We start from the raw sequence: 24,380 nt of genomic DNA on the forward strand, positions 1-24,380 counted from the left end.
CAGCGGCAGTACCACGTAGGCCAGGAAGAAAAAGATCAAGGTAATGGCGGCGAGCACGGCGAGGCCGCCAACCAGCACGTACCAACGGGTGAGGCGATCCTTGAGCGCGCGGATGCGGCGCTTGCGTTGCAGCTCAGGCGTATTGAAGTCAATGCGCTTGGGAGGGGAAGTCGTAGTCATTGTGGAGTTGGCCAGATCATTCATGCGCACACCCTAGCGATCCTGTATGACAGAAAGATGACAGTGAAGTGACGCAACAAATCCGCCGCCGGTGGTAACCGGCAGCGGATGGAAATTTGCTCTGTGGCAGCGAGCAAGCTCGCTGCCACAGGGGCCTGGGCTCAGGCGTTACTGCTTGGCGACGTTGCCGCCTTCCTGCAGGCCCAGGTCAGCCAGTGCCTTGGCGGCGACTTTGGCTGGAACCGGGATGTAGCCGTCCTTGACCACGACTTCCTGGCCTTGCTTGGACAGGATCAGCTTGACGAACTCGGCTTCCAGCGGGGCCAGAGGCTTGTTCGGCGCCTTGTTGACGTACACGTAGAGGAAACGCGACAGCGGATACTTGCCGTTCAGGGCGTTTTCTTCGGTGTCCTCGACGAACTCGCCGCCTTCCTTCTTGGCCAGGGCAACGGTTTTCACGCTGGCGGTCTTGTAGCCGATACCCGAGTAGCCGATGCCGTTAAGCGAGCTGCTGATCGACTGCACAACCGAAGCCGAACCTGGTTGTTCGTTGACGTTTGGCTTGTAGTCGCCTTTGCACAGGGCTTCTTCCTTGAAGTAGCCGTAGGTGCCGGACACCGAGTTGCGGCCAAACAGCTGGACTGGCTTGTTGGCCAGGTCGCCGGTCACGCCCAGGTCGCCCCAGGTCTTGACGTCAGCCTTGGCGCCGCACAGGCGAGTCGAGGAGAAAATCGCATCGACCTGAGCCATGGTCAGGTGCTTGATCGGGTTGTCCTTGTGCACGAATACCGCCAGGGCGTCCACGGCAACCGGAATAGCGGTCGGCTTGTAGCCGTACTTCTGTTCGAAGGCCTGCAGCTCGTTGTCCTTCATCTTGCGGCTCATCGGGCCCAGGTTGGCGGTGCCTTCGGTGAGCGCGGGCGGCGCGGTGGAAGAACCGGCGGCCTGGATCTGGATGTTGACGTTCGGGTATTCCTTCTTGTAGTTCTCGGCCCACAAGGTCATCAGGTTAGCCAGGGTATCGGAGCCGACGCTGGACAGGTTGCCCGACACACCAGTGGTCTTGGTGTAGCTCGGGATCGCAGGGTCAACAGCGGCAACCGCGTTGGCAGTCGCGACGCCAGCAGCGACAAACGTCATTGCCGCCATCAAACGCTTCAGTTTCATGCCTTACTCCTAGCAGATAGGGTGTGTTAAGTCGGCCAAGTATCGATAAGCCTTATGAACACTCTATGGCTGAAATATGACAATTGGATGAAAGGCCAGCATTGGCTTTCGCAGGATGATTCATAGTGCCCTTTTCGCGAGCAGGCTCGCTCCCACCAGGGAATGCAAACCCATGTGGGAGCGAGCCTGCTCGCGAAAAGGCCAGTACAGGCGGGAAAAAAGCGCTGGTTAGCGGCCCTTCTTCCAGAGATACCCACCGATCAACATCCCGATCCCGCAGATGATCGCCACGTAGTACGCCGGCCCCATCGGGCTCTCTTTCAACAGCAGGGTCACGATCATCGGGGTCAGCCCGCCGAAGATCGCGTAGGCCAGGTTGTAGGAGAACGACAGCCCACTGAAGCGCACCACGGCCGGGAATGCATTGACCATAACGTAGGGCACCGCGCCGATGGTGCCCACCAGCAAGCCGCTCAAGGCGTAGAGCGGGAACAACCACTCGGGGTGCTCGAACAGGCTGTGATAGAAGGTCCAGAAGGTGATCAGCAACAAGCCGCTACCAAAGACGAACACCCGGCCGGCGCCGAAGCGGTCAGCCAGCACACCCGCGCCGATACAGCCGAAACTGAGGAATACGATCGCCAGGCTATTGGCCTGCAACGCGGTGGTCGGGCTGAAGTGGTACACGGTCTGCAGCACGGTTGGGGTCATCAGGATCACCACGATGACGCCCGCCGACAACAGCCAGGTCAGCAGCATCGAAATTGCGATGGCGCCGCGATGATCACGCAGCACCGCGCGCAACGGCACTTCTTCGGCCAGGGCCTTGCGTAATTGCAGCTCGGCGAATACCGGGGTTTCGTGGAGCCAGCGGCGCAGGTACACCGAAAACAGGCCGAACACCCCACCCAGCAGGAACGGGATCCGCCAGGCGTAATCCGCTACTTCCACCGGCGTATAAATGCTGTTGATGGCCGTGGCGACCAGCGAACCCAGCAAAATCCCCGCCGTCAGGCCGCAGGTCAGCGTGCCGCAGGCATAGCCGATGTGGCGCGCCGGCACGTGTTCGGAAACGAATACCCAGGCGCCTGGCACCTCGCCGCCAATCGCGGCGCCCTGGATTACCCGCATCAGCAGCAACAGAATCGGCGCCCACATGCCGATCTGCGCGTAAGTAGGCAACAGACCCATGATCAGGGTCGGCACGGCCATCATGAAGATGCTCAGGGTGAACATCTTCTTGCGCCCCAGCAGGTCGCCGAAGTGGGCCATGATGATCCCGCCCAGCGGCCGGGCCAGGTAACCGGCGGCAAAGATGCCGAACGTCTGCATCAGGCGCAGCCACTCGGGCATTTCGGCCGGGAAGAACAATTTGCCGACCACGGTGGCAAAGAACACGAAAATGATGAAATCGTAGAACTCCAGCGCACCGCCCAAGGCAGAAAGCGACAGGGTCTTGTAGTCGTTACGGGTCAGCGGACGGGCGGGTTGTGCGGATGTCGCCGTGCTCGAAGGCGCAGTGGTCATGGCAAGGGCTTCTCTTATAGTCGGTTCTGCGGCCCCGACAACGCTGAATGGGCGCCCGGGCAGGTTCGGCACGATAGCAAATTGTTCGAAAAAGCACATAGAGGCGCGTAATTGACAGTCGAAATCAGAACCGAGTGGTCGTCTCGACGACTATCGCCCGATATACTCGCAACCTTGCAACACTCTGTAAGGGGTTGCTGTGCGAAAACGTCGTTGGTGGCGCAATACGAGATCAGCCGGTTTCGCAGAGTTTCCCTTTGGCACGCCTTGACGAAAAACGTGACGAACGCAGCATGTTCGGGCTGAATCGTTTTTTTAAGGACGGCTACTCACCTGAAGTACAAGACAGCGTTACGGGTCAGAGGCACCCCCGGCATGATAGAGCTCGAACAAGAAGATCCAATCCCACAGGGCGATCTGGCCCTGCAAATCACCGCGCTTCCCCGAGAAACCAACGGCTTCGGGGATATTTTCGGCGGTTGGCTGGTGTCCCAGATGGACCTCGCCGGCACCGCGATGGCCAGCAAGGTTGCCGGCGGCCGCGTGGCCACGGTGGCGATCGATCGCATGGCGTTCCTGGTGCCGGTGGCGGTGGGTGCGCAATTGTCGTTCTACACCCAGGCCCTGGAAATCGGCCGGAGCTCGATCCAGATGATGGTCGAAGTCTGGAGTGACGACCCATTGTCGAGCGAATGGCGCAAGGTCACCGAAGCGGTGTTCGTGTTCGTCGCCATCGATGGCAGTGGTCGTACCCGCTCGGTTCCACCTCGGGCGCGTTAAACACGGCGGCCGTTTTGCGGTCCATTGCAGTCCATGTTCCTGAACGAGATTTGCAGCATGCCAACGCCTAACGTCGAAGCCGTCAAACTGGATGAACTGAACGGTTGGCGCATCCGCCACGGTCAGGCCGAGTTGCTCGTGGCCCAGCAAGGCGCGCACATTCTCAGCTATCAGGTGGACGGCCAGCCGCCGCTGATCTGGCTCAACGACCAGGCCACGTTCAAGACCGGCAAGAGCATCCGTGCCGGCGTGCCGGTGTGCTGGCCGTGGTTCGGCAACCTGACGCGCAACCCCGACAGCGTCCAGGCCATGCGCGTCAGCAACGAACCGGCTACCGCCCACGGCCTGGTACGGGCAATGGATTGGGAACTCAAGGGCATCGAAGCCGAGGGTGAAAGCCTGAAGATCGAATTCGTGCTGCCCTACCCCGAAAACGGTCTGTCCGGCTGGCCCCATCAGGTCGACCTGACGTTGACCATCATCATGGACGAGCAACTGCATATCCATCTGACCAGCCATAACCGTGGCAGCGAAACCGTCAGCCTGAGCCAGGCGCTGCACAGCTATTTCGCGGTCAGCGACGTGCGCAACGTGCATGTCGACGGAGTGGATGGCTTGCGTTACGTCGAGACCCTGGATGACTGGAACGTCCATACCCAGGCCGGCGAGCTGCATTTTGCCGGCGAAACCGACCGGATCTATCTCGATACGCCGCCGACGCTGAGCATCGTCGACGCGCATTGGCAGCGACGCATCGAATTGACCGCTACCGGTTCACGCTCTGCGGTGATCTGGAACCCCTGGACCGAACGGGCCAAGGCCTTCAGCGACATGGCCGAGGATGGCTGGCAACGCATGCTCTGTATCGAGACGGCCAATGTGATGGATGATGCGGTGACGTTGTTGCCGGATGCCAGTCATACCCTGGGCGTGAGCATTCGCAGCAAACCGCTCTAAGCCACACCATTAAAACCACTGTGGGAGCGAGCTTGCTCGCGATAGCGGACTGACAGTCAACATCAGCGTCGACTGCACACCGCCATCGCGAGCAAGCTCGCTCCCACATTGGGTTTTGTGTCAGACCCACCAGCCTCTACAAATCCGCCTCCTGCACCACCCGCACCTTCTGCGCCTCCATCGCATACGCCGCGCTCGCCAGGTCATTGTCGACCTTTTCGATCTTCAGCGTGCCGGTGACCCACAGCGGCGTGTAGATATCATCCAGCTTCAGCCCCTTGGGATAACGCACCAGCACCAATTGATTGGGCGGCGGTGGCGGGACGTGGATGCAGGCCCCCGGGTAAGGCACCAGGAAAAACAGCGTGCTGCGGCCCTTGGCGTCGGTTTCCAGCGGCACCGGGTATCCGCCGATGCGGATGTGCTTGTCGTTCATTGATGCCACGGTCTTGGTCGAATACATCACCGCCGGCAAGCCTTTGCTCTGCTTCAGGCCACCCTTTTCGGTGAAGGTGCCGTTGGCTTCGGGGGAGTTGTGATCGATTTCGGGCATGGCCTCAAGGGCCTTCTGGTCCGACTTGGGCATCAGTTCGAGCCAGTCGGTTTCGGGCAGCTCGGCAGCGTGGGCCAGGCCAGTGCCCAGCAGAAGGAAGGTCAGCAGTAGACGGCGCATGAAAGGGCTCGGCATAAGGGAAAATACGACGCCGGGCATTCTAGCCCTCCGCGCGCGCCACGCGCAGAGGACTTTCGCGCTTTGATCAGTTCCTTTTGATCAGGCCGTAGATCACCAGCAGCACCACCGCGCCCACTAGGGCACCGAGGAAACCAGCGCCTTCGCCTGCCTGATAGATGCCCAGGGCCTGGCCGCCGTAAGTGGCTGCCAGCGAACCGCCGATACCCAGCAGGATGGTCATGATCCAGCCCATGCTGTCATCGCCAGGCTTCAGGAAACGCGCGAGCAGGCCAACGATCAGGCCGATAAAAATGGTTCCGATGATTCCCATGGTATTCCCCTCTAATTGAGTAGCTATGCCAAAGCCTAGTCAGACTTTGGCACCTTGCCATGAGAGAAGACGGCCGACGAATGGTTCCACCGATGTTTCAGATTATTGCTCGGCGATCAGCGTCTCGACCTTGATGATCTGCTGGGCCAGCGTGGCCCGGTCGGCGCAACGCAGGTTGGCGTGACCAACCTTGCGCCCGACCTTGAACGCCTTGCCGTAGTGATGCAGGTGGCAGTCGGCGATCGCCAGGACTTTCTCGGTGTCCGGCACCTTGCCGATGAAGTTCAGCATCGCGCTTTCGCCGACCTTGGCCGTCGACCCCAGCGGCAGCCCGGCGACCGCCCGCAGGTGGTTTTCGAACTGGCTGCACTCGGCGCCTTCGGTGGTCCAGTGCCCGGAGTTGTGCACGCGCGGGGCGATTTCATTGGCCTTGAGGCCGCCATCCACTTCAAAGAACTCGAACGCCATGACGCCGACATAATCGAGCTGCTTGAGTACCCGGCTGGAATAATCTTCAGCCAAGGCTTGCAGCGGGTGATCGGTGCTGGCGACGGACAGCTTGAGGATGCCGTCCTTGTGGGTGTTGTGCACCAGCGGGTAGAAACGGATTTCACCGTCACGGGCACGCACGGCGATCAGCGAGACTTCGCCGGTGAAAGGCACGAAACCTTCCAGCAGGCAGCCGACACTGCCCAGTTCGGCGAATGTCCCGGGGACGTCTTCCGGGTTGCGCAGGACCTTCTGGCCCTTGCCGTCGTAACCCAGGGTGCGGGTCTTGAGCACGGCCGGCAAGCCGATGGACGCAACGGCGGCTTCCAGGTCGGCCTGGGACTGAATGTCGGCGAAGGCCGGGGTCGGAATGCCCAGTTCCTTGAACATGTTCTTTTCGAACCACCGATCGCGGGCGATGCGCAAGGCTTCGGCGCTCGGGAAGACCGGGACGAACTGGGACAGGAAGGCAACGGTCTCGGCCGGGACGCTTTCGAATTCGAAGGTCACCAGGTCGACTTCGTCGGCCAGCTGGCGCAGGTGGTCCTGATCGCCGTAATCGGCACGCAGGTGTTCACCCAGTGCCGCGGCACAGGCGTCCGGCGCCGGATCCAGGAAAGCGAAGTTCATCCCCAGCGGCGTACCCGCCAAGGCCAACATGCGACCCAACTGGCCGCCACCGATTACACCGATCTTCATTCGTCAACAACCTCAGGCAATGCGTGGGTCTGGATTGTCCAGGACGCTGTCTGTCTGCTCAGCGCGGAATTTTTTCAGCACGGTATGAAACTGCGGATGCTTGGCGCCCAGGATACTCGCTGACAACAGGGCCGCGTTGATCGCACCGGCCTTGCCGATGGCCAGGGTGGCAACCGGGATGCCGGCCGGCATCTGCACGATCGACAGCAACGAATCGACGCCCGAGAGCATCGACGACTGTACCGGCACGCCCAGTACCGGCAAGTGCGTCTTGGCCGCGCACATGCCAGGCAGGTGAGCCGCACCGCCGGCGCCGGCGATGATCACTTCGATGCCACGCGCCTCGGCTTCTTCGGCGTACTGGAACAGCAGGTCCGGCGTGCGGTGGGCGGACACCACTTTCACCTCGTAGGGGATGCCGAGCTTTTCCAGCATATCGGCGGTGTGGCTAAGGGTGGACCAATCGGACTTGGAGCCCATGATCACGCCAACCAGTGCACTCATCGTCGTGCCTCTTCTCTCTGGGCGCCCTGGGGCGCGTCAAAAAACAACAAGCCACGCAGGAAACCGGCGTGGCTTGTTGTACGAATTATGGCCGGGTGGACCGACCGAAGGCCGGGCAGTATACCGAAAATGGCGGATTAAACGCACTTTCGCCGACCATCTGTCGTTTGCGCTAAAGCGGCGGTTTTATTGACTCGGAGGTCAGCTGAACAACAACACAGATCCCTGTGGGAGCGAGCTTGCTCGCGATAGCGCCAGGTCAGTCACCGCAGCTGTGAATGCCAGGGCCTCATCGCGAGCAAGCTCGCTCCCACAGGGAGATGCGTTGTTTCAGGATCCGATGGCACCCTGCGCCGCGCCACCCTCCAGCTTGCGCCACAACAACCGCACATTGGCCTTGCGTACCAGGGCGCAGCGGTACAGGCGGATTTCCAGCGGCACGTGCCATTGCGCGCCCCCGCAGATCACCAGCTCGCCCCGGGCCAGTTCGTTGCGCACACTCAGGTGCGGCACCCAGGCGATGCCCAGGCCTTCCAAGGCCATGCTTTTCAGGCTGTCAGCCATGGCCGTCTCGTAGACCGTGGTGAAACGCAGGGCGCGCTGGCGCAACAACTGGTTCACCGAACGGCCCAGAAAAGCGCCGGCGCTGTAGGCCAGCAGGGGCACGCTGGTCTCGCCCTCCAGGTCGAACAACGGCTTGCGGTCGGCATCGGCCGCGCAGACGGGGAGCATTTCGGTCTGGCCCAGGTGCAGCGACGGGAAAATCTCCGGGTCCATCTGCATCGCCGAATCCGGGTCGTAGAAGGCCAGCATCAAGTCGCAGCCCCCTTCGCGCAGCGCATGCACGGCATCACCGACGTTGGTCGCCACCAGCCGCGTGGCGATGTTCATGCCTTCGTTGCGCAACTGGGCGATCCAGCGCGGAAAGAAACCCAACGCCAGGGAATGTGCCGCCGCTACCTGGATAACTTCGCCCTGCCCGCCCTCCAGGTGGTGCAAGTGCCGCAGCACTTCGCCCAACTGCTCGACCACCGTACGCGCCGTCACCAGGAATAGCTGTCCCGCCGCGGTCAGTTCGATCGGCGTGCGGGAGCGGTTGACCAGGGTCAGCCCCAGCGCCGCTTCCAGGCTGCGGATCCGCCGGCTGAACGCGGGTTGCGTCACAAAGCGGCGCTCGGCCGCCTGGGAAAAACTGCGCGTCGCGGCCAAGGCACTGAAGTCCTCCAGCCATTTGCTTTCAAGATTCATCTCCGTCCTCCCGTAGGACGCACCAAAACAGGTCACACGTTCGCCGCGTCATCGGCGTCACACGCGCATTATGCCGAATGTGCATAGGCCAGTGTTTAACAGCATTGGCCCTAAATTTTCTGAAAGCCTAGGATTCACAGCGTTCCGGCTCAGACCGGGTCCTTATTGAGATGATTTCCATCATGTCCTCCGCTGCATCATTCCGCACAGAAAAAGACCTGCTTGGCGTACTCGAAGTACCGGCGCAAGCGTATTACGGCATCCAGACCCTGCGAGCGATCAACAACTTTCGTCTCTCCGGCGTCCCGATCTCGCATTACCCGAAACTGGTGGTCGGTCTGGCAATGGTCAAGCAAGCCGCCGCTGACGCCAACCGTGAGTTGGGCCAGCTCAGCGAAGCCAAGCACGCCGCCATCAGCGAAGCCTGTGCACGATTGATCCGCGGCGATTTCCACGAAGAGTTCGTGGTGGACATGATCCAGGGCGGCGCCGGCACGTCGACCAACATGAATGCCAACGAAGTCATCGCCAACATCGCGCTGGAGGCCATGGGTCACCAGAAGGGCGAATACCAGTATCTGCATCCGAACAACGACGTGAACATGGCGCAGTCGACCAACGACGCCTACCCGACCGCGATCCGCCTGGGTCTGCTGCTGGGCCACGACGCGTTGCTGGCCAGCCTCGACAGCCTGATCCAGGCGTTCGCCGCCAAGGGCGAGGAATTCAGCCACGTCCTGAAAATGGGCCGTACCCAACTGCAAGACGCCGTGCCGATGACGCTTGGCCAGGAATTTCGCGCCTTCGCCACCACCCTGAGCGAAGACCTGGCGCGCCTGAAAACCCTGGCGCCTGAATTGCTCACCGAAGTGAACCTGGGCGGCACCGCCATCGGTACCGGCATCAACGCCGATCCGCGTTACCAGGCCCTGGCCGTACAACGCCTGGCGACCATCAGCGGCCAGCCGCTGGTTCCGGCCGCCGACCTGATCGAAGCGACCTCCGACATGGGCGCCTTCGTGCTTTTCTCCGGCATGCTCAAGCGCACCGCGGTCAAGCTGTCGAAGATCTGCAACGACTTGCGCCTGCTGTCCAGCGGCCCGCGCACCGGCATCAACGAAATCAACCTGCCGGCCCGCCAGCCAGGCAGTTCGATCATGCCTGGCAAGGTCAACCCGGTGATCCCTGAAGCGGTCAACCAGGTCGCGTTCCAGATCATCGGCAACGACCTGGCGCTGACCATGGCGGCCGAAGGCGGCCAACTGCAACTGAACGTGATGGAGCCGCTGATCGCCTTCAAGATCTTCGACTCGATCCGCCTGCTGCAACGGGCCATGGACATGCTGCGCGAACACTGCATCGTCGGCATCACCGCCAACGAAGCGCGCTGCCGCGAACTGGTCGAGCACTCGATCGGCCTGGTTACCGCCCTGAACCCGTACATCGGCTATGAAAACGCCACCCGCATCGCCCGCGTTGCCCTGGAAAGCGGCCGCGGCGTGCTGGAACTGGTGCGCGAGGAAGGCTTGCTCGACGACGCCATGCTCGACGACATCCTGCGCCCGGAAAACATGATTGCCCCGCGTCTGGTCCCACTGAAGGCTTGATCGACGCGACCACTGCTCACCAGGTCGAGGGACTAGACACCTCTCACCTTTTGAGGGCTTGGGGACTCGTTCCCCAGGCCCTTTTTTTTAACCGACAACTGAAAGCGGGAGCAAATTTGTAGGAGCAAGCCTACTCGCGATAAACAGCGACGCGCTGCCGTTGTACCCCGCGTCGCCAGCTATCCAGAGCCGGCTCACTTCCACAAGAACCTGACCGATAGGCCAGAAGATACAAGGGTCCGTTTCGTCGCACGCACCACAACTGTGCAGACGGGCGCCGCACTGATAGGTATAGTGCCGCCCCTCTTCGCATGAGTGGTCGTCGGTAGCGAGACCTCACAACATGCGAAAACCGAACTAATAACAAACCCGCGAAGTGGACCGGGACGAACATCGCCTCAACTGTCGTGCCGCGCGCCGGCCGATGTAACACGATGTTTCCAAATGGCCAGCATTTGCTTAAACAAAAAACAGCGAGGAATACTCATGCTCGAAGTCATCAACGACTTCCTCTCAGGGAAAGTGCTGATCGTGCTCATTGTCGGGCTCGGTGGCTACTTCACGATCCGCTCGCGTTTCGTCCAGTTCCGTCACTTCTTTCATATGTTCTCGGTGTTCCGGGACAGCCTGAAAAGCAGCACTGACCAGCTCAGCTCCTTCCAGGCCCTGATGCTCAGCCTTGCCGGCCGTGTCGGCGCGGGCAACATCGCCGGTGTCGGCATCGCCGTGACCCTCGGCGGGCCAGGTGCGGTGTTCTGGATGTGGGTGACCGCGCTGGTCGGCATGTCCAGCAGCTTCTTCGAGTGCTCCCTCGGCCAGCTCTACAAGCGCTGCGATTCCGAAGGCCAGTTCCGTGGTGGTCCGTCCTACTACATCCAGCACGGCCTGCAAAAACGCTGGCTGGGCATGATCATGGCGTTCCTGCTGCTGATCACCTTCGGCTTCGCCTTCAACGGCCTGCAAGCCCACGCCGTCACTCACTCCCTGAATAACGCCTTCGGCCTCGATACCACCTACACCGGCCTCGGCCTGGCGGTGCTGCTGGGCCTGGTATTCATCGGCGGGATCAAGCGAATCGCCAAGGTTGCGGACCTGCTGGTACCGGTCAAGACCCTGGCCTACATCGCCGTGACCCTCTACGTGATCGTGCTGCAATTCGAACATGTACCGGGCATGCTGGCGACGATCGTCAGGAGCGCCTTCGGTCTGGACCAGGCCTTTGGCGGCCTGATCGGCAGCGCCATCGTCATGGGCGTCAAGCGTGGCGTGTTCGCCAACGAAGCCGGCCTGGGCAGTGCGCCTAACGTGGCCGCCGTGGCGTCGGTGGAGCATCCGGTCGCCCAAGGCGTGGTCCAGGCGTTCAGCGTTTTCCTCGACACGTTCGTGATCTGCACCTGCACCGCGCTGCTGATCCTGCTGTCGGGTTTCTACACCCCAGGCTTCGAAGGCGACGGCATTGCCCTGACCCAGAACTCCCTGGCGGCCGTGGTCGGCGACTGGGGCCGGATATTCATCTCCGTGGCCCTGTCGTTGTTCGTGTTCACCTCGATCCTCTACAACTATTACCTGGGCGAAAACAACCTGCGCTTCATGCTGGGTGAAAACCGCAAGGCGCTGATGGCCTATCGCGCCTTGGTCCTGGGACTGATTTTCTGGGGCGCCATCGAGAACCTCGGCACCGTGTTCGCGTTCGCCGACATCACCATGACGCTGCTGGCGTTCGTGAACCTGATCGCGCTGTTCCTGCTGTTCAAGGTCGGCATGCGCATCCTGCGCGACTATGACGACCAGCGTTCGGCTGGTATCAAGGTTCCGGTCTTCGATTCCAGCAAATTCCCCGACCTGGACCTGGACCGCAAGGCCTGGCCAGCGAACCCGTCGAACCCCGCCGCTGAATCCGGCAACGCCTCCGCGAGCCTGGCCGCAGCGCAACGCTGATCAGCAGGTTGTTTGAAAAAACCGGGCGCATCCCCTGCGCCCGGCGTGACACAACACAAGGTCGGCGTCATGCTCGGCCTTATGTTGCAGCAGCGAGTGAAGCTGCTGTTTTCGTCCTCGGAGAACACCCCATGAATGCCTCGACCTATCCCGCCGCCCAGCACGTCATGGTGCTCTACACCGGCGGCACCATCGGCATGCAGGCCAGCGCCAACGGCCTGGCCCCGGCATCCGGTTTCGAAGCGCGGATGCGCGACTACCTGCACAGCCAGCCCGAACTGGTTATCCCGCAATGGCGCTTCCGGGAAATTTCGCCGCTGATCGACAGCGCCAACATGACCCCGGCCTACTGGCAGCAACTGCGCGAAGCGGTGGTCGATGCCGTCGATGTACAGGGCTGCGACAGTGTCCTGATCCTGCACGGTACCGACACACTGGCCTACAGCGCCGCCGCCATGAGTTTCCAGTTGCTCGGCTTGCACGCGCGGGTTTGCTTCACCGGTTCGATGCTGCCCGCCGGCGTGACCGACAGCGACGCCTGGGAAAACCTCAGTGGCGCGCTGGTCGCCCTCGGCCAAGGCCTGGCACCGGGCGTCCAGCTGTATTTCCACGGTGAACTGCTGGCGCCGACCCGCTGCGCCAAGGTGCGCAGCTTTGGTCGCCATCCGTTCAAGCGCCTGGAGCGCCAGGGCGGCGGCATCAAGGCCTCGTCGCTGCCGGCGCAGTTGAATTACAACCAGCCGAAACAGTTGGCAAATGTCGCGGCGTTGCCATTGTTCCCTGGCATTGGCGCCGAGGTTATCGATGGCTTGCTGGGCAGCGGCATCCGGGGCCTGGTCCTGGAGTGCTACGGCAGCGGCACCGGTCCGAGCGACAACCCGGCCTTCCTCGCCAGCCTGGAACGGGCGCGGGACAACGGCGTGGTGGTCGTGGCGGTCACTCAATGCCATGAAGGCGGCGTCGAGCTGGACGTCTACGAAGCCGGCAGTCGCTTGCGCGGCGTCGGCGTGCTGTCCGGCGGCGGCATGACCCGCGAGGCTGCATTCGGCAAGTTGCAGGCGTTGATCGGTGCGGGCTTGCCGGTGGATGAGGTTCGGCGGCTGGTTGAGCTGGATCTTTGTGGGGAGCTGATCTGAGACCTTGCAAAACCCTGTGGGAGCGAGCTTGCTCGCGATAGCGTTGTATCAGTCGCATCAGTGGTTATCTGACACACCGGAATCGCGAGCAAGCTCGCTCCCACAGGTATCGCGTTGAACTTCCGATTTCAACCGGCATACAACTTGCTCCGTCTCCGGTCTTCCCTCGGCTGGAAACGGACCATGCTGCATTCCCACCTCACCACGCTCAACGCGGTCTCCCTGGTGCTCAACGCCTTCAGGAACGAAGGCTTGCCCAGTGAAGCGCTTTTGGCCGGCAGCGGTATCAGCATGGCGGACCTGAGCCGCGCCGACACGCGCATCACCACCAACCAGGAAATGCAGGTCTGCGCCAACGCCGTGGCGCTCAAACGTGACATAGGCCTGGAATTGGGCCGCAACATGCACGTTTCGTCCTACGGCATGCTCGGCTATGCCCTGCTCACCAGCGCCACCTTAGGTGACGCTTTACGCCTGGCGCTGCGTTACCCGGCGCTATTGGGAACACTCTTTGAGCTGACACTGGAAGACGACGGCGAGCACATCTGGCTCAGCGCCAGCGACTATCGGGAAAACCCGGCCCTGGCGGTGTTTAATGCCGAGTTCTGCATGGTCTCGCTGAGGGTCATCTGCAACGACCTGCTCGGCCATGCGCTCCCCTTGCGGGCGACGCGTTTCGAACACTCGGCACCGGATTATCAGGCACGTTATGAGGCCCTGTTCGAGTGCCCCGTGCGTTTTGACAGCATCGACAACGCGTTCGCCTTCGATCGTCACTGGCTTGCGCAGCCCTTGCCACTGGCTGATCCCATCACTCACCACGCCATGGCCGAACGCTGCCGCCGGCAGAACACCGAGTTCACCGGCCGGCAGGCCTGGCTGGGACGCATCCGCCACTCGCTCGCCGAGCAGCTGGATGCCCCGCCAGGCCTGGAAGGCTTGGCCGAACAGATGAACTGCTCGGCGCGCACCCTGCGCCGGCATCTCAAGGACCTGGGCTGCAGCTACCAGGAATTGCTCGATGAACTGCGCTTCGAACGGGCCAAGCAGATGCTCGGTGAAGATCAATTGCCGATCTACCGGATCGCCGAAATGCTCGGTTTCAGCGAAACAGCCAGCTTCCGCCACGCATTTGTCCGCTGGAGCGGCGTCGCGCCGAGTCAGTTCAGGCCATGAACGCAGCCCCCCGTGGCGAGGGAGCTTGCTCCCGCTCGGCGGCGTAGCCGTCGCAAACCGGATAACGCGGTTTATCTGTAGAAGATGCGCTAAGCGTTTTTGGGGCGGCTTCGCCACCCAGCGGGAGCAAGCTCCCTCGCCACGGGGTCAGCGGAGTTCTTAATCTCCGGTGTTGCCCCGAACCGGCGCATGCCCGCGCCAACAAGGGGCGATTTACGGTCAACTATTTTGGCCATTTCGATCCCCTTTTGGCCTCTCCTGCCGTTCTCCCAAACGCGGCGCGCCGCAAGACTGTGGATACCGGATCAGCCCCTGCGGAGAACAAGAATGCTGACGATCTATTCCGACGATCACCACCTGCACCATGGACGGTGCGAGTTGATGGACGGGCAGCTGATGCCCTGCTTCGAAATGCCCTCCCGCGCCGATCATGTGCTGGAGCGGGTCAAGGCCCAGGCGTTGGGGCCGGTGGAGGCGCCACGGGATTTTGGCCTGGCGCCGATACAGCGCATCCACAGTCCGCAATACCTGGAGTTCTTCAAGGGTGCCTGGGACCGCTGGAGCGAATTCAACCGTGACGGCGACCTGCTGCCTTATACCTGGCCGGCGCGCACCCTGCGCACCGTGATCCCGACGAGCCTGCACGGTCAACTCGGTTACTACAGTTTCGACGGCGGCGCCCCGATTACCGCCGGCACCTGGCAGGCCGCCTACAGCGCAGCCCAGGTCGCCCTCACGGCCCAGGCCGAAATCCAGCATGGTGCCCGCAGTGCCTTCGCGTTGTGCCGGCCACCGGGGCACCACGCCGCCAGCGACTTGATGGGGGGCTATTGCTATCTCAACAACGCGGCCATCGCCGCCCAGGCGTTCCTTGACCAGGGCCACCGGAAGGTCGCGATCCTTGATGTCGACTACCACCATGGCAACGGCACTCAATCGATTTTCTACCAACGCAGCGATGTACTGTTCGCCTCGATTCATGGCCATCCCGAAGCCGAATTCCCGTTCTTCCTGGGCTACGCCGATGAACGCGGCGAAGGCGCCGGCACGGGATTCAATTTCAACTACCCGCTGCCCGCCGGTTCCGGCTGGGACAGCTGGAGCGCCGCCCTCGAGCTGGCCTGCGGCGAGCTCCGGGACTATGACGCCGATGTCATCGTCGTCTCCCTGGGCGTGGACACCTTCAAGGACGACCCGATCTCTCAATTCAAGCTCGACAGTCCGGATTACCTGGCGATGGGCAAACGCATCGCGGCGCTCGGCAAACCGACGCTGTTCGTGATGGAGGGTGGTTATGCGGTGACCGAAATCGGCATCAACGCGGTGAACGTTCTCGAAGGTTTTCAAAGCGCCCAATGAGGAATATCAGCATGAAAAGACTCAAGCGTCTGATGGCTCCAGCCCTCTGCGCCACGCTGCTGTGCGGCGCGGCCCAGGCCGAGGAGCGCACCCTGCGTGTCTACAACTGGTTCGACTACATCACGCCCAAGGCCCTGGAAGATTTCAAGGCGCAGCACAGCCAGGTCAAACTGGTCTACGACATCTTCGACACCAACGAAGCCCTGGAGGCCAAGCTGCTAACCGGTAACGCCGGCTACGACGTGGTGGTGCCGTCCAATGTGTTCCTGGCCAAACAGATCGAGGCCGGCGTATTTCAGCCCCTGGACCGCAGCAAATTGCCGAACTGGAACCACCTCGATCCCAAGCTGATGAAGCTGATCGAAGCCAACGATCCGGGCAACAAGTTTGCGGTGCCCTACATGTACGGCACCATCCTGATCGGCTTCAACCCGGCCAAGGTCAAGGCCGCGCTGGGCGACAATGCGCCGGTGGACAGTTGGGACCTGATCTTCAAGGAAGAAAACATCAGCAAGCTCAAGCAGTGCGGCGTGGCCCTGCTCGATTCGCCTTCGGAAATCCTGCCCTTGGCCCTGCAGCACCTGGGCCTGGATCCCAACAGCAAGAAACCGGCGGACTATGCCAAGGCCGAAGCGCTGCTGATGAAAATCCGGCCGCACATCACCTATTTTCACTCATCCAAATACATGGCCGACATCGCCAACGGCGACATCTGCGTAGCGGTCGGCTACTCCGGCAGCTTCTCCCAGGCCGCCAACCGCGCCAAGGAGGCCAAGAACGGCGTGACCGTGGATATGCGCCTGCCCAAGGAAGGCGCGCCGATCTGGTTCGACATGCTGGCCATTCCCAAGGGCGCGAAGAACCCGGACGACGCCTACGCCTTCATCGACTATCTGTTGCAGCCGAAGGTGATCGCGCCCGTCAGTGATTTTGTCGGCTACCCGAACCCGAACAAGGACGCCACCGACATGGTCGATCCGGCGATCCGCAACAATCCCAACCTGTATCCGACCGAGGCGGCAATGGCGACGCTCTACACGTTGCAACCCTTGCCGAGGGATGCCGAGCGGGCACGGACGAGGGCCTGGACGCGGATAAAATCCGGTCAGTGACGCAGGCTGCAGCCTTGGTACGGGACCCGCCCCTGGTTCCGTATCAGCGGCCTCCCCAGGCTTTTGCCAAGCTTGCCAGCGCAGCGTCTATCGCCGCAGGCGGCACGGCGGCGAACCCCAGCACCATGCCTGCACGGATTTGGGACGGCGCCGTGGCGGGCAGCCAATAACTGCTCAGGCCATTGATTTCGACGCCCACGCCGGTGGCCAGGGCAATCAGTTCATGCTCGCGCTCGACGCTCTGCACTGGAACCGTGACATGCAGCCCGGCGACCACGGTGGGCATCGCGCCAACGCCTGCGACAGCCTCCGGCCAGCCCGCCAGAAGCGCATCGCGGCGGGCCAGAGCGGCTCGACGCATACGCCTGATGTGCCGCTGGAAATGTCCAGCGGCCATGAACTCGGCCATCACCGCTTGAGTGCTGACTTCAGAATGGCGCACATCCACCGCCCGACGGCGGGCGAAGGCATCGACCAGGCCGGGCGGCAACACCAGGTAACCCAGGCGCAACGCCGGGAACGCAACCTTGCCGAACGTCCCGACATACAGGACGCGGCCTCCACGATCCAGCGCAGCCAAGGGCGCCAGCGGCGCGCCGCTGTAGCGGTACTCGCCGTCATAGTCGTCTTCGACGATCCAGCCGTCGTTGCGCCCGGCCCAGGCCAGCAGTTCCAGACGCCGTGCCAGACTCATGACCACCCCGGTCGGATATTGATGGGATGGCGTCACGTAAGCCAGCCGACAGTGGTCAAGCGCAGCCAGCGCTGCACAATCGAGCCCGTCGCTGTCCACCGGCACGCCCCGCACATCGCCACCGGCCACGGCAAACGCATGCCCCGCGGCGCGATAGCCGGGATTTTCCACCGCGACGATGTCGCCAGGGTCCACCAGCAACTGTGCACAAAGGCTGATCGCCTGTTGCGCGCCGCTGGTGATCACAATTTGCTCAGCCGAGCAGTGCAAACCCCGTGAACTACGCAGGTAGGCCGCGACCAGGCCGCGCAGGCGCGCATCGCCTTGGGCATCGCCGTAGCATAACTGCTGCAGGTCCGGTTTTCGCCAGAACGCCGCGTTCAGCTTGGCCCACACGTCGAAAGGAAACAGATCGAACGCCGGGACACCGACCCGAAACGCTCTAGGCGGTCCGCTCGGGGGCTGGGCCAAATGATGCTTTTCGACCCGTTCGAGCGCGTTGCTGTGGATAACTTTGCTGGATGGAAACACAGGGGAATCAGGCTGAATTGTGGATAAGGCTGTGGGTAAGCCTGTTGAAAACCCTGTGGATGGTTTTGTGGATAATTTTCCAGATGGCAACGCCAGCGGTGAAAGTTTCGCCACGTAGGTGCCGTCGCCCACTCGCCCTTCTATGAAGCCTTCGGCATACAGTTGGTCGTAGGCACGTACCACGCTGTTGCGGGAAATCGACAACGCCGCCGCCAGGTCGCGGCTGGCCGGCAACCGTGTGCCGCTGGCCAGGCGTCCGTCCAATACTCGCGCACGCAAGGCTTGATAGAGCTGGCGACTGAGCCCATGGCGGCGGTCCAGCTCGATACCGGCGGGGTTGAAGGACAATGGCGGTATGGCATCGGGCATGGCTGCACCTGAAAATGGACCTGTCGAATTGGCCGGAAGTGGCTCTTACAACAGACCAATAGCCTGCCTACGATGCAGGCAATCGCCAAGGAAAATTTCCATGTACAACCCAAAAGCCTTTGCTGTGGAAGACCTGCCTCACTTGCATCGCATGATGGATGACTGTCGCCTCGCCGTATTGATTACCCACGGTGAACACGGCTTGCAGGCCAGCCATCTGCCGCTGCTGCTGGACACTCGACAGGGGCCGAACGGAACCCTCCATGGACACATGGCTCGCGCCAATCCGCAGTGGCGTGACCTGGAAGCGGGCGCCGAAGCGCTGGTGATATTTGCAGGCGCCGACGCTTACGTCAGTCCGGGTTTCTACCCCGGCAAGGCCGAGCACGGCAAGGTCGTGCCCACTTGGAATTACCTCGCCGTCCACGCCTATGGCAAGGCCGAGGTGTTCAGCGATCCTCAACGGCTGCGCAACCTGGTCGGCGATCTTACTCAGCGCCATGAAAGCGGTCGGGCCGAGCCGTGGAAAGTCGACGACGCCCCGGCGGAATACATCGACAGCATGCTCAAGGCCATCGTTGGCTTCGCCCTGCCCATCCAGCGCCTGGAAGGCAAGCGCAAGCTCAGCCAGAACCGTAGCCCCGCGGATGCCGCCGGGGTTCGCAACGGGCTCGCCGCGAGCCCCGACCCGCAGGACCAGGCACTTGCACGCCTGATGCCTGAACAAATGCCTCAGGAGTGAACATGAGCCAGCTTGAGATCCGCCCTGTCACCGCCGCCGACCACGCCGCCTGGCTGCCGCTATGGCAGGCCTACTTGCGGTTCTACAACACCGAATTGCCGGACGCGGTGTGCCAGAGCACCTGGCAACGTTTGCTCGACGACCGTGAGCCCACCCATGGCGCGCTCGCCTGGGATAGCGACACGGCGGTGGGCCTGGTGCATTTCATCTACCATCGTTCCAACTGGAGCATCGAGAACTCCTGCTATCTTCAGGATCTGCTGGTGGCAGAACACTGCCGAGGCAAGGGCGCAGGTCGCCAGCTCATCGAATTTGTCTACACCACCGCCAAGGCCGACGGGTGCTGCAAAGTGCACTGGCTGACCCACGAGACCAACGCGACCGCGATCCAGCTCTACGAGCGCATCGCCGAACGACCTGGCTACATTCAATTTCGCAAAGCCCTTTAAGGAACGCAGCATGTCGACTTCGCTCGCTGATTGGAAAGGTGTCCCGGCGCCGTTTGCGCGCTTGCTCGAAGGACGCTTCATCCGCCTGGAAAAACTCGACCGGGCGCGTCACGCCGACGGATTGTGGCAAGCCCTCGAAGGTCCCGGCGCCGATCCGAAACTCTGGGATTACCTGCCCTACGGCCCGTTCAAGGAGCGCAGCGGGTTCGATACCTGGCTGAACAACCATGCGGCCAACGTCGATCCGTATTTCTTCAGCGTGATCGACCGCGCCAGTGGCGACGTGCAAGGTATTCTCAGCCTGATGTCCATCGTGCCGGCCCAAGGCCGTATCGAGATTGGCCATGTCACCTTCGGCGCGCCGATGCAGCGCTCGCCGAAAAGTACCGAGGCGGTGTACCTGCTGGCGAAAGAGTGTTTCGCCCTGGGCTATCGACGCCTGGAATGGAAATGTAACAACGCCAACGCCCGTTCCCGGTATGCCGCCGAGCGGCTGGGGTTCACGTTTGAAGGCGTATTTCGCCAGCATATGGTGGTCAAGGGGCAGAACCGCGACACCGCGTGGTATTCGATGCTGGACTTGGAATGGCCAGCGATCGGCGCAGCCTTCGAGCGCTGGCTGAGTGAGGAAAACCAAAGCGCGGATGGCCAGGTGCGCAGTCTCGCGCAGTGCCGAGCCTGACCCTCGGCGCGAACCGCCCGGCGCCCGCGTGACGAAGGCGCTTGCTTCCTCGCCACGGGGCTTGCAGCCAGGGTCAGCGCAGTTGCTGTGCCAACACCGCAATGTGCTCCGGCCCGATGCCGCAACAGCCGCCCAGGTGACTGGCCCCACGCTTGCGCCAGTCTGCCGCCCACCGCAGATAGCCCGGCGGATCGAGGTCTTCGCGCAGCGGGTCCAACCCGTCATTGGCTGTCGCTTCCTTGGGCTGCGGCGGGAAGGCGTTGGCGTAGGCACCGATGTGGATTTGCACGCCCAGGCGCTCGAAGGTTTCGCGCGCCGCGTCGATCGCTGCGCCAATCACCTCGGGCTGGCTGCAATTGAACAGCAGCGTCTCGACCCCCAGCTCCGCCGCCACTGCCGCGGCGTCCGCCACCGGCTCGCCGGAGCGCAGGCGCGGGACTTCATCGGTGTCTTCGTCTTTCAAGGTAAACGACAGCCAGAACGGCTTGCCGTCCTTCGGCAGTCCGGCATGAATGGCCCGCGCCTCGACGGTCGAACTCTGGGTCTCGGCCAGCCACAGGTCGACATGGGGCGCCAGGCCAGCAACCAATGGCGCCAGCAGCTCGCTGGCGCGGGACGCGTCGAACAGATCGGGACGGTAGGAACCGAACAGCGGAGGGAGCGATCCGGCCACCCGCACCGCTTTGCCTGAAGCCTCCACTGCCCGCCGGGCCAATTCCCCCGCCAATGCCGCCAACGCCTGGCCTTCCTCGGCAAAGCGCGCTTCACCGATATGAAAGGGCACCACGGCGTAGCTGTTGCTGGTAATCACATCGGCGCCGCTGGCGATATAAGCCGCATGCACTGCCTCCACAGCCTGGGGCGCTTCGCTCAGGGCCAGGGCCGACCACTCGGGCTGTCGAAACGGCGCACCACGGCGTTGTAGCTCACGGCCCATGCCGCCGTCGAGAATAGTTGTCCTTGCTGCGGCCATATGCGATTCACTCATAAGCTTATGAAAAATACTCACTATCGGAGTCGTTCTTATAACTATTTAATGCGCACTCTTCCGCCAATCACAACCTATTTTTCAGCCTGGGATTCATCGTGAAATTACCTCTACCGCTTGCCCTGGGCTTGACGCTGCTGGCCGCTTCCTCATCGATCCTTGCCGGCACCACGCTGGATCGTATCGAGCAGAAAAAAGAACTGGTCGGCGTGTTGATGGAAAGCTACCCGCCCTTCTCTTTTCTCAATGACCAGAATCAGCTCGACGGTTTCGACGTGGACGTCGCCAAGGCCGTCGCGCAAAAACTTGGGGTCAAGCTGCGCTTGGAAACGCCCTCGTGGGATGTGATCGCGGCCGGCCATTGGAGTGGCCGCTACGACATCTGCATCTGCTCAATGACACCGAGCAAGGCCCGCGCCGAAGTGTTCGATTTTCCGGTGCAGTACTACGCCTCGCCCGCGGTGATCGTGGTCAACGCCAAGGACGACAGCATCCATGGCGCCAAGGACTTGAGCGGCAAGAAAGTCGGCCTCACCAGCGCCTCCAGCTACGAAAGCTACCTGAACAAGAACCTGGTGATCGAAGGCGCCGAGGATACCCAGCTGAGCTACCCGTTCGAGGATGTGCAGATCGCGCCATACGATACCGACAACGTGGCGTTCCAGGACCTGGGCCTCGGCGCCGGGGTTCGGCTGGATGCGGTGCTGACCAACCTGGTGACCGCGCAGCCACGCCTGACCGAAGACAAGCGCTTCAAACTGGCCGGCGAGCCGCTGTATTCAGAGCCGAATTCGGTTGCCATCGAGAAAGGCGACGCCGAGTGGAACAGCAAGGTGCGTGAAGTCTTTGCCCAACTGAAGCAGGACGGCACCCTGAGCAAGCTTTCGCAAAAATGGATCGGTGCCGACATCAGCCAATGAGTTCTTTTCCGCCCCCTATCCAGCCACCGCCACCGGTGGCTGAGTCGCGCCTGCAAAAAATCTTCGGTTTTCGCACACGGCTGTATCTGACCTGGGCCGCGATGCTGGTGCTGTTCGCCAGTTTCTTCCTGAGTTTCGACCTGAAGTTCTCGATCATCCTCGACAAACTGCCAAACCTGCTGGGCGTGCACCTGGCGCCCAACGGCTTTCTGCAGGGCGCGGTGCTGACACTGTTCCTGTGCCTGTGCTCCATCGTCGCCTCGTCACTGCTGGGTTTCATCGCCGCGCTGGCACGCTTGTCCAGCAGCGCGGTGGCGTTCGGCATCGCCAGCTTCTACGCGTCGTTCTTTCGTGGCACGCCGCTGTTGATCCAGATCCTGCTGATCTACCTGGGCCTGCCGCAACTGGGCGTGGTCCCGGGCGCCATCGCTGCGGGAATCATCGCCCTGTCACTCAACTACGGTGCCTACCTGAGTGAGATTTTCCGCGCCGGGATCCTCGGCGTGCCTCACGGCCAACGAGAAGCCTCCCTCGCCCTGGGCATGGGTGAAACGGTGATCTTCTGGCGCGTCACCCTGCCCCAGGCCATGCGTACCATCATCCCGCCGACCACCAACCAGTTCATCTCGATGCTCAAGGATTCTTCGCTGATCTCGGTGATGGGGGTCTGGGAGGTGATGTTTCTGGCGCAGTCCTATGGTCGTTCCAGCTATCGGTATATCGAGATGCTGACTACGGCGGCGGTTATCTATTGGTTGATGTCCATTGTGTTGGAGCTGATTCAGGCGCGGATGGAGCGGCATTATGGGAAGGCTTATCTGCATAACCGCTGAGCTGTTGCTGGGGTTTGCAGGGGTGGTGCGTACTCTTAGGGGATGGTGTACATATCCGTTGCTGCGGTCACGGCTGCTTGGGGTTCCGCCCTTACGGCGGCTCACTTTTGGAAGAGCGCCAAAAGTAAGCAAAAGCGCTTTGCCCCACCACTCGGCACCTCGCCTGGGCTCGGTGTGCCCTCACTCCGGCATTGCTCCGTGGGCCGCCGCGAAGGGCCATCCATGGCCCAGCGCGGCTAACCCGGCATCCATGCCGGGTTGCCCACTGCGCAATGCCTGCGTTCGGCCAGCGTGGTTAATGGGGCGCTGAGATCAGAATCAAAAGCAGAGCAACAGCAGGAGCAGGAGCAGGCACGTGCCAGCACTTGCGCAACTGACCCACCGCCTTCGCGAGCAGGCTCGCTCCCACACTGAACCTTCGACAGACCCAGACCTCACGGCATACAGGGATTCCTGTGGGAGCGAGCCTGCTCGCGAAGGGGCCGGACCATTCAAAGTCATCAGTCCCAATCCTAAGGTTCCTCCAACTCTGCAGCTTAGGGGTTAGACGGGAAGATCTGCCTGATGTACAGCAGAATCGCTAGCAGGTGAGGATTGGGGATCACCTCCACCGATACTCCACCCCAACACTTCCAATGCATCACATCCGTCCTGTAACAACAGATGTGCGGCGTTGGCGAAATGCTCCAGGTCATAACCCTCGGCGTTTTTCATGCAGAGACAGGAAACACTGTTGAGTAAGTCGCGAGCGGCTTTGATGCGGTGCGCAGCGGTATCCGGAAGATCGGAGGCCCCAGCTTCTGTGTCGATAAACAGTGTGGGGCCGACGCTGGTATTGGCTTGAAGGGGGTGGTACTTGGTCATCGGTTTTTGCTCTCTTGAGTCAGGAGCTACCACCGTTCGCGGCTAAACGAATATCGGTGGCAGCTGTACGCGGGTTAGCCGACCGGACAAGAGAACCCGGCACACCCGAAGATGTCCCCCGCACAGCCGCCATAAATGTAAAAACACAGGCAGCAAAAAGCGCCGCCATTGGGGGCGCTCGTGCAATCTTGTTCAAGCAGTTGATCAATTGCGCTTTCAGAGGGAGCGCGTCTCTTCTCATCCCAAGGACCTAAACAAGCCTTCCGAACACGACGATTGCCCGCAAAAAGCCGCTATCCCTCAACGGCCGAAAGCACAGAGTGTGGCCGATGAACAACTTCAGATGTCGATCAAACAGAAAGGCCCGTAAGAGCTGTAGGGCAAAGCTGCGAACCCTGAAATCCAACCAGACGACGCGCTGATCG

23 protein-coding genes are annotated in these 24,380 nt (G+C 61.7%); 13 read left to right on the top strand and 10 right to left on the bottom strand.

Annotated features, from left to right (window positions below; translation table 11 throughout):
• Positions 1-348: 348 nt before the first annotated feature.
• Entirely contained in the window at positions 349-1,347 is a 999-nt protein-coding gene (locus PSH78_RS26080) for a phosphate ABC transporter substrate-binding protein PstS (protein ID WP_092333675.1), read from the bottom strand.
• A gap of 228 nt (positions 1,348-1,575) precedes the next feature.
• Complete coding sequence (locus PSH78_RS26085) at positions 1,576-2,874, bottom strand: MFS transporter (protein WP_305497680.1); 1,299 nt, start codon at positions 2,872-2,874, stop codon at positions 1,576-1,578.
• A 375-nt stretch (positions 2,875-3,249) separates the two neighbouring features.
• Here PSH78_RS26085 and PSH78_RS26090 point away from each other — a divergent pair, with 375 nt between their 5' ends.
• Both PSH78_RS26090 and PSH78_RS26095 read left to right on the top strand, forming a co-directional pair.
• Positions 3,250-3,654 (top strand): acyl-CoA thioesterase, encoded by a 405-nt coding sequence (locus PSH78_RS26090; RefSeq protein ID WP_003177184.1) that lies wholly within the window; start codon positions 3,250-3,252, stop codon positions 3,652-3,654.
• Positions 3,655-3,711: 57 nt separating this feature from the next.
• The gene (locus tag PSH78_RS26095) at positions 3,712-4,611 is read left to right on the top strand and encodes a D-hexose-6-phosphate mutarotase (RefSeq protein ID WP_305497681.1); all 900 of its coding nucleotides are present in this window, start codon (positions 3,712-3,714) and stop codon (positions 4,609-4,611) included.
• Positions 4,612-4,747: 136 nt separating this feature from the next.
• Here the strand turns inward: PSH78_RS26095 and PSH78_RS26100 are convergent, their stop codons facing one another.
• From PSH78_RS26100 to PSH78_RS26120, 5 genes are all read right to left on the bottom strand, one after another.
• Positions 4,748-5,284, bottom strand: coding sequence for a DUF3299 domain-containing protein (locus PSH78_RS26100; RefSeq protein WP_305497682.1), 537 nt, complete (start codon positions 5,282-5,284; stop codon positions 4,748-4,750).
• A gap of 85 nt (positions 5,285-5,369) precedes the next feature.
• Positions 5,370-5,615 carry a GlsB/YeaQ/YmgE family stress response membrane protein gene (locus PSH78_RS26105; RefSeq protein ID WP_256229514.1) on the bottom strand — a complete coding sequence of 82 codons (246 nt, stop codon included), beginning with the start codon at positions 5,613-5,615 and terminating at the stop codon, positions 5,370-5,372.
• Between the two features lie 102 nt (positions 5,616-5,717).
• Positions 5,718-6,803 (bottom strand): 5-(carboxyamino)imidazole ribonucleotide synthase, encoded by a 1,086-nt coding sequence (locus PSH78_RS26110; protein WP_305497683.1) that lies wholly within the window; start codon positions 6,801-6,803, stop codon positions 5,718-5,720.
• A gap of 12 nt (positions 6,804-6,815) precedes the next feature.
• On the bottom strand, positions 6,816-7,307 hold the full coding sequence (gene purE, locus PSH78_RS26115; protein WP_003196369.1) for a 5-(carboxyamino)imidazole ribonucleotide mutase: 492 nt from the start codon (positions 7,305-7,307) through the stop codon (positions 6,816-6,818).
• 330 nt (positions 7,308-7,637) lie between these two features.
• Positions 7,638-8,555, bottom strand: a complete 918-nt coding sequence (locus tag PSH78_RS26120) for a LysR substrate-binding domain-containing protein (protein WP_305497684.1) — start codon at positions 8,553-8,555, stop codon at positions 7,638-7,640.
• 182 nt (positions 8,556-8,737) lie between these two features.
• On the opposite strand from PSH78_RS26120, the gene aspA reads away from it, so the two are divergent.
• From aspA to PSH78_RS26150, 6 genes are all read left to right on the top strand, one after another.
• Positions 8,738-10,162, top strand: coding sequence for an aspartate ammonia-lyase (aspA, locus tag PSH78_RS26125; protein ID WP_030139110.1), 1,425 nt, complete (start codon positions 8,738-8,740; stop codon positions 10,160-10,162).
• A gap of 486 nt (positions 10,163-10,648) precedes the next feature.
• Positions 10,649-12,100, top strand: a complete 1,452-nt coding sequence (locus PSH78_RS26130; protein WP_305497685.1) for a sodium:alanine symporter family protein — start codon at positions 10,649-10,651, stop codon at positions 12,098-12,100.
• A 131-nt stretch (positions 12,101-12,231) separates the two neighbouring features.
• Positions 12,232-13,236 carry an asparaginase gene (locus PSH78_RS26135; protein WP_305497686.1) on the top strand — a complete coding sequence of 335 codons (1,005 nt, stop codon included), beginning with the start codon at positions 12,232-12,234 and terminating at the stop codon, positions 13,234-13,236.
• Between the two features lie 183 nt (positions 13,237-13,419).
• Entirely contained in the window at positions 13,420-14,412 is a 993-nt protein-coding gene (locus tag PSH78_RS26140; protein ID WP_305497687.1) for an AraC family transcriptional regulator, read from the top strand.
• A 327-nt stretch (positions 14,413-14,739) separates the two neighbouring features.
• Positions 14,740-15,771, top strand: coding sequence for a histone deacetylase family protein (locus PSH78_RS26145; RefSeq protein ID WP_305497688.1), 1,032 nt, complete (start codon positions 14,740-14,742; stop codon positions 15,769-15,771).
• A gap of 11 nt (positions 15,772-15,782) precedes the next feature.
• Entirely contained in the window at positions 15,783-16,883 is a 1,101-nt protein-coding gene (locus tag PSH78_RS26150) for a polyamine ABC transporter substrate-binding protein (protein ID WP_305497689.1), read from the top strand.
• A 43-nt stretch (positions 16,884-16,926) separates the two neighbouring features.
• Here the strand turns inward: PSH78_RS26150 and PSH78_RS26155 are convergent, their stop codons facing one another.
• Positions 16,927-18,477, bottom strand: coding sequence for a PLP-dependent aminotransferase family protein (locus PSH78_RS26155; RefSeq protein WP_305497690.1), 1,551 nt, complete (start codon positions 18,475-18,477; stop codon positions 16,927-16,929).
• Between the two features lie 100 nt (positions 18,478-18,577).
• Between PSH78_RS26155 and PSH78_RS26160 the strand changes: the two genes are divergently transcribed.
• The 3 genes from PSH78_RS26160 to PSH78_RS26170 are packed head-to-tail and all read left to right on the top strand — an operon-like array spanning position 18,578 to position 20,350.
• Complete coding sequence (locus tag PSH78_RS26160; protein WP_305497691.1) at positions 18,578-19,219, top strand: FMN-binding negative transcriptional regulator; 642 nt, start codon at positions 18,578-18,580, stop codon at positions 19,217-19,219.
• A gap of 2 nt (positions 19,220-19,221) precedes the next feature.
• Complete coding sequence (locus tag PSH78_RS26165) at positions 19,222-19,668, top strand: GNAT family N-acetyltransferase (protein ID WP_305497692.1); 447 nt, start codon at positions 19,222-19,224, stop codon at positions 19,666-19,668.
• A 10-nt stretch (positions 19,669-19,678) separates the two neighbouring features.
• Complete coding sequence (locus tag PSH78_RS26170) at positions 19,679-20,350, top strand: GNAT family N-acetyltransferase (protein ID WP_305497693.1); 672 nt, start codon at positions 19,679-19,681, stop codon at positions 20,348-20,350.
• A gap of 73 nt (positions 20,351-20,423) precedes the next feature.
• Here the strand turns inward: PSH78_RS26170 and PSH78_RS26175 are convergent, their stop codons facing one another.
• Entirely contained in the window at positions 20,424-21,323 is a 900-nt protein-coding gene (locus tag PSH78_RS26175; RefSeq protein WP_305497694.1) for a homocysteine S-methyltransferase family protein, read from the bottom strand.
• Between the two features lie 113 nt (positions 21,324-21,436).
• On the opposite strand from PSH78_RS26175, the gene PSH78_RS26180 reads away from it, so the two are divergent.
• Positions 21,437-22,258 (top strand): ABC transporter substrate-binding protein, encoded by an 822-nt coding sequence (locus PSH78_RS26180; protein WP_305497695.1) that lies wholly within the window; start codon positions 21,437-21,439, stop codon positions 22,256-22,258.
• The gene (locus PSH78_RS26185; protein ID WP_305497696.1) at positions 22,255-23,091 is read left to right on the top strand and encodes an amino acid ABC transporter permease; all 837 of its coding nucleotides are present in this window, start codon (positions 22,255-22,257) and stop codon (positions 23,089-23,091) included. Before PSH78_RS26180 ends, PSH78_RS26185 begins: the two co-directional genes overlap by 4 nt.
• Before the next feature lie 543 nt (positions 23,092-23,634).
• On the opposite strand, the gene PSH78_RS26190 is transcribed toward PSH78_RS26185, so the two are convergent.
• Complete coding sequence (locus PSH78_RS26190) at positions 23,635-23,955, bottom strand: hypothetical protein (protein ID WP_305497697.1); 321 nt, start codon at positions 23,953-23,955, stop codon at positions 23,635-23,637.
• Positions 23,956-24,380: the final 425 nt, after the last annotated feature.

This window comes from Pseudomonas sp. FP198 (genome assembly GCF_030687895.1).
Taxonomy (GTDB): Bacteria; Pseudomonadota; Gammaproteobacteria; order Pseudomonadales; family Pseudomonadaceae; genus Aquipseudomonas.

What these genes read in the sequence shown, in the direction of transcription:
- PSH78_RS26080 (WP_092333675.1), bottom strand. Translation starts at nt 1,347, where the DNA reads ATGAAACTGAAGCGTTTGATGGCGGCAATGACGTTTGTCGCTGCTGGC.
- PSH78_RS26085 (WP_305497680.1), bottom strand. Translation starts at nt 2,874, where the DNA reads ATGACCACTGCGCCTTCGAGCACGGCGACATCCGCACAACCCGCCCGT.
- PSH78_RS26090 (WP_003177184.1), top strand. Translation starts at nt 3,250, where the DNA reads ATGATAGAGCTCGAACAAGAAGATCCAATCCCACAGGGCGATCTGGCC.
- PSH78_RS26095 (WP_305497681.1), top strand. Translation starts at nt 3,712, where the DNA reads ATGCCAACGCCTAACGTCGAAGCCGTCAAACTGGATGAACTGAACGGT.
- PSH78_RS26100 (WP_305497682.1), bottom strand. Translation starts at nt 5,284, where the DNA reads ATGCGCCGTCTACTGCTGACCTTCCTTCTGCTGGGCACTGGCCTGGCC.
- PSH78_RS26105 (WP_256229514.1), bottom strand. Translation starts at nt 5,615, where the DNA reads ATGGGAATCATCGGAACCATTTTTATCGGCCTGATCGTTGGCCTGCTC.
- PSH78_RS26110 (WP_305497683.1), bottom strand. Translation starts at nt 6,803, where the DNA reads ATGAAGATCGGTGTAATCGGTGGCGGCCAGTTGGGTCGCATGTTGGCC.
- purE (WP_003196369.1), bottom strand. Translation starts at nt 7,307, where the DNA reads ATGAGTGCACTGGTTGGCGTGATCATGGGCTCCAAGTCCGATTGGTCC.
- PSH78_RS26120 (WP_305497684.1), bottom strand. Translation starts at nt 8,555, where the DNA reads ATGAATCTTGAAAGCAAATGGCTGGAGGACTTCAGTGCCTTGGCCGCG.
- aspA (WP_030139110.1), top strand. Translation starts at nt 8,738, where the DNA reads ATGTCCTCCGCTGCATCATTCCGCACAGAAAAAGACCTGCTTGGCGTA.
- PSH78_RS26130 (WP_305497685.1), top strand. Translation starts at nt 10,649, where the DNA reads ATGCTCGAAGTCATCAACGACTTCCTCTCAGGGAAAGTGCTGATCGTG.
- PSH78_RS26135 (WP_305497686.1), top strand. Translation starts at nt 12,232, where the DNA reads ATGAATGCCTCGACCTATCCCGCCGCCCAGCACGTCATGGTGCTCTAC.
- PSH78_RS26140 (WP_305497687.1), top strand. Translation starts at nt 13,420, where the DNA reads ATGCTGCATTCCCACCTCACCACGCTCAACGCGGTCTCCCTGGTGCTC.
- PSH78_RS26145 (WP_305497688.1), top strand. Translation starts at nt 14,740, where the DNA reads ATGCTGACGATCTATTCCGACGATCACCACCTGCACCATGGACGGTGC.
- PSH78_RS26150 (WP_305497689.1), top strand. Translation starts at nt 15,783, where the DNA reads ATGAAAAGACTCAAGCGTCTGATGGCTCCAGCCCTCTGCGCCACGCTG.
- PSH78_RS26155 (WP_305497690.1), bottom strand. Translation starts at nt 18,477, where the DNA reads ATGCCCGATGCCATACCGCCATTGTCCTTCAACCCCGCCGGTATCGAG.
- PSH78_RS26160 (WP_305497691.1), top strand. Translation starts at nt 18,578, where the DNA reads ATGTACAACCCAAAAGCCTTTGCTGTGGAAGACCTGCCTCACTTGCAT.
- PSH78_RS26165 (WP_305497692.1), top strand. Translation starts at nt 19,222, where the DNA reads ATGAGCCAGCTTGAGATCCGCCCTGTCACCGCCGCCGACCACGCCGCC.
- PSH78_RS26170 (WP_305497693.1), top strand. Translation starts at nt 19,679, where the DNA reads ATGTCGACTTCGCTCGCTGATTGGAAAGGTGTCCCGGCGCCGTTTGCG.
- PSH78_RS26175 (WP_305497694.1), bottom strand. Translation starts at nt 21,323, where the DNA reads ATGGCCGCAGCAAGGACAACTATTCTCGACGGCGGCATGGGCCGTGAG.
- PSH78_RS26185 (WP_305497696.1), top strand. Translation starts at nt 22,255, where the DNA reads ATGAGTTCTTTTCCGCCCCCTATCCAGCCACCGCCACCGGTGGCTGAG.
- PSH78_RS26190 (WP_305497697.1), bottom strand. Translation starts at nt 23,955, where the DNA reads ATGACCAAGTACCACCCCCTTCAAGCCAATACCAGCGTCGGCCCCACA.